A 12,636-nucleotide genomic window follows, 5' to 3' on the forward strand; every position below is an offset into this window, starting at 1 on the left:
CCCCGTCGACTGGATCGGTTACACCGGCCGCGCACCCGCGCGCGGCCGGCCTGACAAGAGATCACGAGGCACGTTCTGTGAAGACGCACAACAAGTGGCTGACGGCCCCCCTCGCCGCCGGTCTGTCCGCCGCCCTCCTCAGCGGCTGTGGCACCGAGCAGGGCGGCTCGGGCGACTCCGGCAACGGCATACGCGTCGGCATGTCCGACGAGATCGTCGCCACCGACCCGGCGGCCGGCTACGACCCCGGCTCCTGGCTGCTGTTCAACAACGTCTTCCAGTCCCTGCTGGCCTTCCCCAAGGGCGGCTCCGAGCCCGAGCCCGAGGCCGCCGACAAGTGCGGCTTCGCCACCGGCAGCACCGTGTACAGCTGCACCCTGCGCGACGGCCTCACCTTCTCCAACGGCAACAAGCTCACCTCGGAGGACGTCAAGTTCTCCTTCGAGCGCGCCCTCAAGATCGCCGACCCCTCGGGCCCCGCGCCGCTGCTGGCCACCATCAAGAGCATCGAGACCCCGGACGAGAAGACCGTCGTCTTCCACCTCAAGGTCCCCGACGCCACCTTCCCCAGCAAGATCGCCTCCGGCGCCGGCTCCATCGTCGACCACCGCGAGTACCCCGCCGACGCCCTGCGCACCGACGGCAAGGCCACCGGCTCCGGCCCCTACAAGCTGGACTCGTTCAGCGCCACCGAGGCCACCTTCTCCGCCAACCCCGGCTACAAGGGCACCGCGCAGCGCAAGAACGACGCCGTCACCCTCAAGCTCTACGGCGGCGACCGCTCCGCCCTCTCCAAGGCCCTCACCGACGGAGACGTCGACGTCGCCTACCGAGGCCTCTCCGCCGAGGACATCGCGACCCTCGAGACCTCCGAGACCACGGACGACAAGGGCATCGAGGTCGTCCAGGGCAGCAGCGCCGAGGTCCAGCACCTCGTGTTCAACATGAAGGACCCGGTCGCCGGCAAGCTCGGCGTCCGCCAGGCCATCGCCCACCTCGTCGACCGCGAGGCCCTCGTCGAAGGCGTCTACAAGTCGACGGCCACGCCGCTGTACTCGATCGTCCCGGCCGGCATCGCCGGACACAACACCGCCTTCTACGACACCTACGGCGCCCCCGACAAGGCGAAGGCGAAGAAGGCCCTGCGCGCCGCCGGCATCACCGCCAAGGTGAAGCTCACCCTCTGGTCCACGCCCAGCCGCTACGGCCCGTCCACCGACCAGGAGCTCAAGGCCATCGCCGAGCAGCTCAACGCCAGCGGCCTCTTCGACGCCGACGTCCAGTCCGTCCCCTACGACCAGTACGAGAAGGACATCGCGGCCGGCAAGTACGGCGTCTACGTCAAGGGCTGGGTCCCCGACTACCCCGACGCCGACAACTTCACCACCCCGTTCTTCGGCGAGGGCAACGTCCTCGGCAACCACTACGAGAACGCCACCATCACCGGCAGCCTCCTCCCCAGGACCGCCGCCGCCCCGGACCGCGCCGCCACCGCCGACGAGTACGGCAAGCTCCAGGACCTCGTCGCCGAGCAGCTGCCCCTCCTGCCGCTCTGGCAGGGCAAGCAGTACGCCGTCGCCCGCCAGGACGTCACGGGCCTCGAATGGACCCTCGACGCCTCGACGGTCTTCCGCTTCTGGGAGATCCGCAAGGGCTGACCCGCCCCCGGACACGACGGAGGGGCCCGGCGCGCATCCCGCGCACCGGGCCCCTCCGTCGTCCCTGCTGCCGTCGTACCCGCCGGGGCTACTGCCCGTTGGCCCCCGGGCGCACCAGACCGCTCTCGTACGCGTACACCGCGGCCTGCACCCGGTCGCGCAGGCCCAGCTTCGTCAGCACATGGCCCACATGCGTCTTCACCGTCGTCTCGCTGACGAACAGATCCGCCGCGATCTCCGCGTTGGACAGGCCCCGCGCCACCAGCTTCAGCACCTCGACCTCACGGTCCGTCAAGGTGTTCAGCGTGTCCGGCATCTGCTCCTCGCCCGTGGGCAGATGCGCCGAGTACTTGTCGAGCAGCCGGCGCGTGATCGACGGCGCCAGCATCGCCTCACCGGCAGCCACCACCCGGATCGCCTGCACCAGCTCGTTCGCCGGGGCGTCCTTCAGGAGGAAACCGCTCGCCCCCGCCCGCAGCGCCTCGACCACGTACTCGTCGAGATCGAAGGTCGTCAGGACCAGCACCTTCGCCGGACCGTCCCGGCCAGGACCCGTGATCTGCCGGGTCGCCTCCACCCCGTCCATCCGCGGCATCCGGATGTCCATCAGCACCACGTCCGGCTGCAGGGCCCGCACCTGGTCCTGCGCCTGGAGACCGTCCCCGGCCTCACCCACCACCGCGATGTCCTGCTCCGCCTCCAGAATCATCCGGAAGCCGGTGCGCAACAGCGGCTGATCGTCGACCAAGAGGACGCGGATCGTCACAAGGGCTCCTTCACGGGGCTGAGCTCACGAGGTACACCGGCACTACGGCGCCGGCGGGGCCAGGTCCATTCTGCCCTGCCCCGAATCGCCCGACTCCGGCGGGCGCACCGAAACGATCTTCAGCGGATAGACCGGGGGAGTCCCCCCGAACTCCGGACAGACCGCCTGATGATCACACCAGCCGCACAGCTTCGTCGGCCGCGGCCGCCAGTCACCCGTCTCCGTCGCCAGCCGGATCGCGTCCCACAACGCCAGCAGCTTCCGCTCCACCCGAAGCAGATCCGCCTCCACCGGGTCGTACGTCAGCACCTCCCCGCTGCCCAGATACACCAGCTGCAGCCGCCGCGGGATCACCCGCCGCAGCCGCCACACCACCAGCGCGTAGAACGTCATCTGGAACAGCGCGCCGTCCCGGTACTCCGGCCGCGGCGCCTTGCCCGTCTTGTAGTCGACGATCCGCACGTCACCCGAAGGCGCCACGTCGATCCGGTCGATCACCCCGCGCAACCGCAGCCCCGAATCCAGCTCCGTCTCCACGAACAGCTCACGCTCGGCGGGCTCCAGACGCGTCGGATCCTCCAGCGTGAACCACCGCTCGACCAGCCGCTCCGCCTCACCCAGCCAGCCCGCCAGACGCTCGCCCTCCGGATCCTCCGCGAACAGCTCACCCAGCTCCGGCTTCGACTCCAGGAGCCGGTCCCACTGCCCCGGAACCATCGCCCGCGCCCGCGGAGCCGTCCGCTCCACCGCCGGATCGTCGAAGAGCCGCTCGAGCACCGCGTGCACCAGCGTCCCCCGCGTCGCCGCCTCGCTCGGCTTCTCCGGCAGCCGGTCGATCACCCGGAACCGGTACAGCAGCGGACACTGCATGAAATCGCTCGCCCGCGAAGGCGACAACGACATGGGCGCCCGGGGCTCCGCCGGCACCTGCTCGCTCGTACTCATGACGAAGACCCTACGACCCGCCACCGACAGCGAGCGGAATACCATCGACCTGGGACCCCGTCGCACTGCATGATCGAACCGTGACACACCGACGTGGGTCACCCTCCGCGACGAAAGGAACCCGTGAACCAGGACGAGCCCAAGCCGCAGCGGACCGAGGAGCCCGGCGGCGGCATCCTCATGGGCCGCCCCTTCGGCGTGCCCGTCTACGTCGCCCCCAGCTGGTTCCTCGTCGCCGCCCTCATCACCTGGGTCTTCGGCGACCAGATCGAGCGCGTCCTGCCCGAACTCGGCGCAGCCCGCTACCTCGTCTCCCTCTTCTTCGCCGTCGCCTTCTACGCCTCCGTGCTCGTCCACGAACTGGCCCACACCATCGCCGCGCTCCGCTTCAAACTCCCGGTGCGCCGCATCCAGCTCCAGTTCTTCGGCGGCGTCTCCGAGATCGAGAAGGAGACCGAGACCCCCGGCCGCGAATTCGTCCTCGCCTTCGTCGGCCCCCTCCTCTCCCTCGTCCTCGCCGGCGTGTTCTATCTCTCGATGTACGCCGTCGAGTCCGGCACCGTCCCCGGCGTCCTCCTCGCCGGCCTGATGATCTCCAACCTGATCGTCGCGATCTTCAACCTGCTCCCCGGCCTCCCCCTCGACGGCGGCCGCATGCTCCGCGCCGTCGTCTGGAAGATCACCGGCAAGCCCATGAGCGGCACCATCGCCGCCGCCTGGGTCGGCCGCGCCCTCGCCGTCCTCGTCCTCATCGGACTGCCCCTGCTCACCCGCACCGGCTTCCTCGGCAACTCCACCGACGACATCAGCGGCCTCAACACCGTCACCGACGCCCTGCTCGCCGCGATCCTCGCCGCGATCATCTGGACCGGCGCCGGCAACAGCCTCCGCATGGCCCGCCTCCGCGAACACCTCCCCGAGCTCCGCGCCCGCAGCCTCACCCGCCGCGCCATCCCCGTCGAGCCCGTCACCCCCCTCTCCGAGGCCCTCCGCCGCGCCAACGAGGCGGGCGCCCGCGCCCTCGTCGTCGTCGACGGCCACGGCGACCCCACCGGCATCGTCCGCGAGACCGCCATCGCCGCCGTCCCCGAGCACCGCCGCCCCTGGGTCGCCGTCAGCACCCTCGCCCAGGACCTCACCGACGGCATGCGCGTCCCCGCCGAACTCACCGGCCAGCCCCTCCTCGACCACCTCCGCGCCAGCCCGGCCACCGAGTACCTCGTCGTCGAGGACACCGGCGAGATCTACGGAGTCCTCTCCACCACCGACGTCGAGCGCGCCTTCGTCCAGGCCATGGCACGACCCTCCTCGTAGTCCTTGTACTCTGGTCACATGTCCGAACCGACCGGTGCCGCCCGCCGACGCGGGCCCTTCAAGGTCGGGGACCAGGTTCAGCTGACCGACCCCAAGGGCCGTCACTACACGTTCACGCTCGAAGAGGGAAAGAACTTCCACACCCACAAGGGTTCTTTCCCGCACGACGAACTGATCGGCGCCCCCGAGGGCAGCGTTGTCCGCACCACCGGAAACGTCGCCTACCTCGCGCTGCGCCCCCTGCTCCCCGACTACGTCCTGTCCATGCCCCGCGGCGCCGCCGTGGTCTACCCCAAGGACGCGGGGCAGATCCTGGCCTTCGCCGACATCTTCCCCGGCGCCCGCGTCGTGGAAGCGGGAGTGGGCTCGGGCTCGCTGAGCAGCTTCCTCCTCCGCGCCATCGGAGACAGCGGCATGCTGCACTCCTACGAGCGCCGCGAGGACTTCGCCGAGATCGCGAAGGGCAACGTCGAACGCTACTTCGGCGGCCCCCACCCCGCGTGGCAGCTGACCGTCGGCGACCTCCAGGACAACCTGTCCGACACCGACGTCGACCGCGTCATCCTGGACATGCTCGCCCCCTGGGAGTGCCTGGAGGCCGTCTCCAAGGCACTCGTCCCCGGCGGCATCCTCTGCTGCTACGTGGCGACCACCACCCAGCTCGCCCGCACCGTGGAATCCATCCGCGAGTTCGGCTGCTACGCCGAGCCGCAGCCCTGGGAATCCATGATCCGCAACTGGCACGTCGAGGGCCTCGCCGTCCGCCCCGATCACCGCATGATCGGCCACACCGGCTTCCTCGTCACCGCCCGCCGCCTCGCGGACGGCGTCGAGCCCCCGATGCGCCGCCGCCGCCCCGCCAAGGGCGCCTACGGCGAGGACTACGAAGGCCCCAACAAGGGCTGACGTCCCGACATCCACGGTGCGCCGCCGTCGAGTTCCCCGCCCACAGCGGGGAACTCGACGGCGGCGTCCTCATGTTCGGCGGACCCCCGTCTCCCACGAGGCCGACCCCGACGGTTCCGTACCCCTGTGACGTGTGGCACGATGCCGGAAACCCGCCGCACCACCCCCACAGGAGACGTCTCGCGTGCAGCCCTCCGCCGCCCCGGACCTCGCGGACCTCGCACACGCCCACGCCCGGCCGGCCCAGTGGCTCGCCACCGCCACCGCGACCGCCGCGGTCGTCGCCCTCGCGGGCCTGCTCCAGCCCGGCCCCGCCGGAGCCGCCGCGACCCCGGCCACGGCACCGAGCCCCGCACCGGCTCCCGAGGCCGCCGGCGCCGCCTACCCCCTGGACTGCGGGGGAGCACCCCACAGGGTCGCGAAGCGGGCCTCCGGAGACCTCGACGGAGACGGGAACCCCGAGACCGTTGCGGTCGTGCACTGCGAAGCGGGCTCCGGCACGCCGCCGAGCGGCGTCTACGTCCTCACCCGGGGCAAGCAGGCCGGCGCACCCGCGCGCGTGGTGGCCACCCTCGTCGCGCCCGAGCTCCTCAAGAGCGTCACCGACTTCTCCGTACGCGGCGGAGCGGTGCACGCCACCCTGCTCGGCTACTCGTCACCCGACGTCCCCAGCTGCTGCCCCGACGAGAAGGAGCAGGTCAGCTGGCACTGGAAGGGCGGCGCCTTCGTACGTACGGGACAGGCCGAGGCGCGCGGCGCCTGACCCGTCACTCCGCGTCGGGGCCGTACACCTCGACCTTGTCCGTGACCCGGCGCACATGGATGCAGTCGCCCGGGCACTCCTTCGCGGAGTCCACCACGTCCTGGAGCAGCGTCAGCGGGACCGGCGTCGTGGCACCGGTGTCCTGGAGGAGCTCGTCGTCGGCGCTCTTCACATAAGCGAGCCCGTCGATGTCCAGCTCGAAGACCTCGGGAGCGTACTGCGCGCAGATCCCGTCCCCGGTGCACAGGTCCTGGTCGATCCAGACCTCCAGCGCCTCTGCGGCGCCCGTGGACGGAGCCTCGTGCTGCACGGTCATATCTCCTGCCGTTTCTGCTTCTCGTGTCGCTTCTCGCGGGTAAGTCGGGCCACCTCTGACGGGTGTTGGCCCATGACGACGATACAACCGCCCGCTTTCAAGCAGCGCAGGGTGGGTATTCCCCTGTCGACAGGGGAAGCGCAAGGGTGAAGATCGGACACACCTCGGAGTCTTTTTGATCTAGGGGTTTCAATCACCACCCACGCAGGTAGGGTCAGGAAGCGTCCAGCTCCCCTTGGAGGAGGTGAGGACCGTGGCAGCCCACGACGACGACATCAACCGCGGCATCCGGCCGGGGCGGGGGTCTGAAGACCCCGCCGGCCAGGTTGCCTATCTCGAGCAGGAAATCGCCGTCCTGCGCCGCAAGCTCGCCGACTCTCCGCGACACACGAGGATTCTCGAAGAGCGGATCGTCGAGCTGCAGACCAGCCTGGCCGGCGTGTCCGCGCAGAACGAACGACTGGCGAACACGCTCCGTGAGGCCCGCGACCAGATCGTGGCCCTCAAGGAGGAAGTCGACCGGCTCGCGCAGCCGCCGGCCGGCTTCGGTGTCTTCCTGCAGGCCAATGAGGACGGCACGTGCGACATCTTCACTGGGGGCCGCAAGCTCCGGGTGAACGTCAGCCCGAGCATCGAGCTCGAAGAGCTCAAGCGCGGCCAGGAAGTCATGCTCAACGAAGCGCTCAACGTGGTCGAGGCCATGGAGTTCGAGCGGGCCGGGGACATCGTCACCCTCAAGGAGATCCTCGAGGACGGCGAGCGCGCCCTGGTGGTCGGGCACACCGACGAGGAGCGGGTGGTGAGGCTCGCCGAGCCTCTGCTGGACGTCACCATCCGCCCCGGCGACGCCCTGCTGCTCGACTCCAGGTCCGGCTACGTGTACGAGGTGGTCCCCAAGAGCGAGGTCGAAGAGCTCGTTCTGGAAGAGGTCCCGGACGTCGACTACACCAAGATCGGCGGCCTGGGCAACCAGATCGAGCTGATCAGGGACGCGGTCGAGCTCCCCTACCTCTACCCGGACCTCTTCAAGGAGCACGAACTGCGGCCGCCCAAGGGCATCCTGCTCTACGGCCCGCCCGGCTGCGGCAAGACGCTGATCGCGAAGGCCGTGGCCAACTCCCTGGCCAAGAAGGTCGCCGAGGTGACCGGCCAGCCCGCGGGGAAGTCCTACTTCCTCAACATCAAGGGCCCCGAGCTCCTCAACAAGTACGTCGGTGAGACCGAGCGGCACATCCGCCTCGTCTTCCAGCGTGCCCGGGAGAAGGCGAGCGAGGGCACCCCCGTCATCGTCTTCTTCGACGAGATGGAATCCCTCTTCCGCACCCGCGGATCCGGTGTCAGCTCGGACGTGGAGAACACCATCGTCCCCCAGCTGCTCGCCGAGATCGACGGTGTGGAGGGCCTGGAGAACGTCATCGTCATCGGTGCCTCCAACCGCGAGGACATGATCGACCCCGCGATCCTGCGACCCGGCCGGCTCGACGTCAAGATCAAGATCGAGCGTCCGGACGCCGAGGCCGCGAAGGACATCTTCGCGAAGTACCTCACCGCCACCCTGCCGCTCCACTCGGACGACATCTCCGAGCACAGCGGCTCCAAGGCGGCGGCCGCCCACGGAATGATCCAGTCCGTCGTCGAGCAGATGTACGCCGAATCCGAGGAGAACCGCTTCCTCGAAGTCACGTACGCCAACGGCGACAAGGAAGTCCTCTACTTCAAGGACTTCAACTCCGGCGCGATGATCCAGAACATCGTCGACCGGGCCAAGAAGATGGCCATCAAGGCCTTCCTCGACCACAACCAGAAGGGCATCCGGGTCTCCCACCTCCTCCAGGCGTGCGTGGACGAGTTCAAGGAGAACGAGGACCTGCCCAACACCACCAACCCCGACGACTGGGCCCGAATCTCCGGAAAGAAGGGCGAGCGGATCGTCTTCATCCGCACCCTCGTCACCGGAAAGCAGGGCGCGGACACCGGGCGCTCCATCGACACGGTGGCCAATACCGGCCAGTACCTGTAAAACGCCCACCGGCTGCGGATGTCCGGAAACCGGGCATCCGCAGCCGACGCATTCCATCCAGCATTTCCCCGGCATCACAGGGAAATACGCAACTGATCTCCCCACCAGCGCGGAGCCGCTCTAGGCTCATCGGTACCGCCGAGTCGCGCACAGTGAGCGCCGCCGGGCAAGGAGGGCCGCATGACCGTACGGCGAGTAATGGGCATCGAGACGGAGTACGGGATCTCCGTCCCGGGACACCCGAACGCCAATGCCATGCTCACCTCGTCCCAGATCGTCAACGCCTACGCGGCGGCGATGCACCGGGCGCGCCGCGCCCGCTGGGACTTCGAGGAGGAGAACCCGCTGCGGGACGCCCGCGGCTTCGACCTCGCCCGCGAGGCCGCCGACTCCAGCCAGCTCACCGACGAGGACATCGGCCTGGCCAACGTGATCCTCACCAACGGGGCCCGCCTCTACGTGGACCACGCCCACCCCGAGTACAGCGCACCCGAGGTCACCAACCCGCGCGACGCCGTCCTCTGGGACAAGGCCGGCGAGCGGATCATGGCGGAGGCCGCCGAGCGGGCCGCCCAGCTCCCCGGAGCCCAGCCGATCCACCTCTACAAGAACAACACCGACAACAAGGGCGCCTCCTACGGCACGCACGAGAACTACCTGATGAAGCGGGAGACCCCCTTCTCGGACATCGTGCGCCACCTCACCCCCTTCTTCGTCTCCCGCCAGGTCGTGACCGGCGCGGGACGGGTCGGCATCGGACAGGACGGCCGGGAGAACGGCTTCCAGATCAGCCAGCGCGCCGACTACTTCGAGGTCGAGGTCGGTCTGGAGACCACCCTCAAGCGGCCCATCATCAACACCCGCGACGAGCCCCACGCCGACGCCGAGAAGTACCGCCGCCTGCACGTGATCATCGGCGACGCGAACCTCTCGGAGATCTCGACCTACCTCAAGCTGGGCACCACCGCCCTGGTCCTCTCGATGATCGAGGACGGGTTCATCACCGTCGACCTCGCCGTCGACCAGCCGGTACGGACCCTCCACCAGGTCTCGCACGACCCGACCCTCCAGTACCTGGTCACGCTGCGCAGCGGCCGGACACTCACCGCGGTGCAGCTCCAGATGGAGTACTTCGAGCTGGCCAGGAAGTACGTGGAGGAGCGGTACGGCGTGGACGCCGACGAGCAGACCAAGGACGTCCTGATCCGCTGGGAGGACACGCTCAACCGGCTCGAGAACGACCCCATGAGCCTGGCCGGCGAGCTCGACTGGATCGCCAAGCGGGAGCTCATGGAGGGCTACCGGCGCCGGGACGACCTGGACTGGGACGCCGCCCGGCTGCACCTGGTGGACCTCCAGTACGCGGACGTACGCCCCGAGAAGGGCCTCTACAACCGCCTGGTGGCCCGTGGGCGCATGAAGCGGCTCCTGGACGAGACCGAGGTGGAGCGGGCCGAGACGGCGCCTCCGGAGGACACCCGCGCCTATTTCCGCGGCCGGTGCCTGGAGCAGTACGCCGACGACGTCGCGGCGGCCTCCTGGGACTCGGTGATCTTCGACCTGCCCGGCCGGGACTCGCTCCAGCGCGTCCCCACCCTGGAGCCGCTGCGGGGCACCAAAGCCCATGTGAAATCGCTCCTGGACCGATGCAGGACCGCCGAGGAACTGGTGCGGGTCCTGTCCGGCGGCTGATCGGAGGCCCCACGGGGGCCTGAAATGCCCCGGCACTGGGAATCATGGAATCAGTGCCCGGGCGTTGTCGAAACTGCGGGGCCGAAGTCGGACCCGCCCTATAGGGTCTGATCTTGTACGGACTCAACCGAGCGGGCCGATTCGAGCGGGGTGAGGGATATGGCGACCAAGGACACCGGCGGCGGACAGCAGAAGGCGACGCGTTCCACGGAGGAGGTCGAGGAGACCACCACGGAGGCGAGCTCCGATCTCCAGGAGCGCCAGGAGAAGCTCAGCGACGACGTGGACTCCGTCCTGGACGAGATCGACGACGTCCTCGAGGAGAACGCCGAGGACTTCGTTCGGTCCTTTGTGCAAAAGGGCGGCGAGTAGCCGCACGGCGCGTCTGTCGTCACCGTCCCCGGAGCCCCGGCGAAAGCCGTGGGCCCGGGGACGGATGACAAGCGGTGGCACGGGTAAGGTCCGTGCACAGCAAGCAAGATCGGCCGGCGCTTCCCACGGCGGGCCGACTCTCCCACCCGGAAGGAATCGCGTGGAAGCCAACCCTCGTAGCACCGGGCGTCTGCCGGCGGCCTTCCTGACGCCGGGCTCGTCCTCGTTCATCGACTTCCTGGCGGACCACTCGCCGGAGATGCTGCCGGGCGGGCGGAAGCTCCCCGACGGTGTCGTGGAGGCCCCGCACGGGACGACCATCGTGGCGGCCACGTTCCCCGGCGGGGTCGTGCTCGCCGGTGACCGGCGGGCCACCATGGGCAACATGATCGCGCAGCGGGACATCGAGAAGGTCTTCCCTGCCGACGAGTACTCCGCCGTCGGCATCGCCGGCACCGCCGGCCTCGCCGTGGAGATGGTCAAGCTGTTCCAGCTGGAGCTGGAGCACTTCGAGAAGGTGGAGGGCGTCACGCTCTCCCTGGAGGGCAAGGCGAACCGCCTCTCCACCATGATCCGGGGCAACCTCGGCATGGCCATGCAGGGGCTCGCCGTCGTACCGCTCTTCGCGGGCTGGGACGAGGGCAAGGAGAAGGGCCGCATCTTCTCCTACGACGTGACCGGCGGCCGCTCCGAGGAGCACGGGTTCGCCGCCACCGGCTCCGGCTCGATCTTCGCGCGCGGTTCGATGAAGAAGCTCTACCGCGCCGACCTGACCGAGCAGCAGGCCACCACGCTGGTCGTGCAGGCGCTCTACGACGCGGCGGACGACGACTCGGCGACCGGCGGTCCGGACATGGCACGCCGGATCTTCCCGATCATCACGGTCATCACGGACGAGGGCTACCGCAGGCTCACGGAGGACGAGTCCTCCGCGCTGGCCCGGTCGGTCACCGAGCGGCGTCTCGAGGAGCCCGACGGGCCCCGCGCCGCCCTGCTCTGACCACTCGTCGCCCGACTGAAGCCCAGAAGAAAGGGACGGACCGCCGGTGTCCACTCCGTTCTACGTCTCACCCCAGCAGGCCATGGCCGACCGGGCGGAGTACGCCCGCAAGGGCATCGCCCGAGGCCGCAGCCTTGTCGTCCTCCAGTACACCGACGGGATCGTCTTCGTCGGTGAGAACCCGTCCCGCGCGCTGCACAAGTTCAGCGAGATCTACGACCGGATCGGCTTCGCGGCCGCCGGCAAGTACAACGAGTACGAGAACCTCCGCATCGGCGGCGTGCGCTACGCCGACCTGCGGGGCTACACCTACGACCGGGACGACGTCACCGCGCGCGGCCTGGCCAACGTCTACGCCCAGACGCTCGGCACGATCTTCTCCAGCGCGGGGGAGAAGCCCTACGAGGTGGAGCTGGTCGTCGCCGAGGTCGGCACCGAGTCGTCGGGCGACCAGATCTACCGGCTGCCGCACGACGGCTCGATCGTGGACGAGCACGGCTCGGTCGCGGTCGGCGGGAACGCCGAGCAGATCGGCTCCTTCCTGGACCAGCGCCACCGGGACGGCATGTCCCTGGCCGAGGCCCTGAGGCTGGCCGTGCAGGCGCTCTCGCGGGACACCAACGGCAGCGAGCGGGAGATCCCCGCGGAGCGCCTGGAGGTGGCGGTCCTGGACCGCACGCGGCCGCAGCAGCGCAAGTTCAAGCGGATCGTCGGCCGTCAGTTGTCGCGTCTCCTGGAGGCGGACAACGCGGCGGTGGCGAAGACGGACGAGCCCTCGGACGAGGCTCCCGAGGAGTAGTCGGCACGGCCCGGAGGGGCCCCGGTCGCGTCCGCGCGGACCGGGGCCCCTCCGGCGTGTCCGCCCCTCCGGCGTGTCCGCCCCT

Annotated in this window: 12 protein-coding genes; 9 read left to right on the plus strand and 3 right to left on the minus strand. The window is 69.5% G+C overall.

Going from position 1 to position 12,636, the window contains the following annotated elements; all coding sequences use genetic code 11:
* Positions 1–77 precede the first annotated feature (77 nt).
* Positions 78–1,658 carry an ABC transporter substrate-binding protein gene (locus IF00_RS0108625; protein WP_030315974.1) on the plus strand — a complete coding sequence of 527 codons (1,581 nt, stop codon included), beginning with the start codon at positions 78–80 and terminating at the stop codon, positions 1,656–1,658.
* An 88-nt stretch (positions 1,659–1,746) separates the two neighbouring features.
* On the opposite strand, the gene IF00_RS0108630 is transcribed toward IF00_RS0108625, so the two are convergent.
* Complete coding sequence (locus tag IF00_RS0108630; RefSeq protein WP_030315976.1) at positions 1,747–2,424, minus strand: response regulator; 678 nt, start codon at positions 2,422–2,424, stop codon at positions 1,747–1,749.
* 42 nt (positions 2,425–2,466) lie between these two features.
* The gene (locus tag IF00_RS0108635; RefSeq protein WP_245234461.1) at positions 2,467–3,369 is read right to left on the minus strand and encodes a RecB family exonuclease; all 903 of its coding nucleotides are present in this window, start codon (positions 3,367–3,369) and stop codon (positions 2,467–2,469) included.
* Between the two features lie 180 nt (positions 3,370–3,549).
* On the opposite strand from IF00_RS0108635, the gene IF00_RS0108640 reads away from it, so the two are divergent.
* From IF00_RS0108640 to IF00_RS0108650, 3 genes are all read left to right on the plus strand, one after another.
* Positions 3,550–4,683, plus strand: a complete 1,134-nt coding sequence (locus IF00_RS0108640; protein ID WP_245234466.1) for a site-2 protease family protein — start codon at positions 3,550–3,552, stop codon at positions 4,681–4,683.
* A gap of 18 nt (positions 4,684–4,701) precedes the next feature.
* Positions 4,702–5,589 (plus strand): tRNA (adenine-N1)-methyltransferase, encoded by an 888-nt coding sequence (locus IF00_RS0108645; RefSeq protein WP_015032448.1) that lies wholly within the window; start codon positions 4,702–4,704, stop codon positions 5,587–5,589.
* A gap of 184 nt (positions 5,590–5,773) precedes the next feature.
* Complete coding sequence (locus tag IF00_RS0108650; protein ID WP_030315989.1) at positions 5,774–6,352, plus strand: hypothetical protein; 579 nt, start codon at positions 5,774–5,776, stop codon at positions 6,350–6,352.
* Between the two features lie 4 nt (positions 6,353–6,356).
* On the opposite strand, the gene IF00_RS0108655 is transcribed toward IF00_RS0108650, so the two are convergent.
* Positions 6,357–6,668, minus strand: coding sequence for a ferredoxin (locus IF00_RS0108655; RefSeq protein WP_030315991.1), 312 nt, complete (start codon positions 6,666–6,668; stop codon positions 6,357–6,359).
* 253 nt (positions 6,669–6,921) lie between these two features.
* On the opposite strand from IF00_RS0108655, the gene arc reads away from it, so the two are divergent.
* From arc to prcA, 5 genes are all read left to right on the plus strand, one after another.
* Entirely contained in the window at positions 6,922–8,688 is a 1,767-nt protein-coding gene (arc, locus tag IF00_RS0108660; RefSeq protein ID WP_030315993.1) for a proteasome ATPase, read from the plus strand.
* A 180-nt stretch (positions 8,689–8,868) separates the two neighbouring features.
* Positions 8,869–10,380, plus strand: coding sequence for a depupylase/deamidase Dop (dop, locus tag IF00_RS0108665; RefSeq protein WP_037637774.1), 1,512 nt, complete (start codon positions 8,869–8,871; stop codon positions 10,378–10,380).
* Positions 10,381–10,539: 159 nt separating this feature from the next.
* Complete coding sequence (locus IF00_RS0108670) at positions 10,540–10,752, plus strand: ubiquitin-like protein Pup (RefSeq protein WP_030315996.1); 213 nt, start codon at positions 10,540–10,542, stop codon at positions 10,750–10,752.
* 160 nt (positions 10,753–10,912) lie between these two features.
* A complete protein-coding gene (gene prcB, locus IF00_RS0108675; protein ID WP_030315998.1) occupies positions 10,913–11,752 on the plus strand; it encodes a proteasome subunit beta in 840 nt (279 codons plus the stop codon).
* A gap of 46 nt (positions 11,753–11,798) precedes the next feature.
* Positions 11,799–12,551, plus strand: a complete 753-nt coding sequence (gene prcA, locus IF00_RS0108680) for a proteasome subunit alpha (RefSeq protein ID WP_030315999.1) — start codon at positions 11,799–11,801, stop codon at positions 12,549–12,551.
* Positions 12,552–12,636: the final 85 nt, after the last annotated feature.

It is taken from the genome of Streptomyces flavochromogenes (assembly GCF_000717595.1).
In the GTDB taxonomy this organism is placed as follows: Bacteria; Actinomycetota; Actinomycetes; order Streptomycetales; family Streptomycetaceae; genus Streptomyces; species Streptomyces flavochromogenes.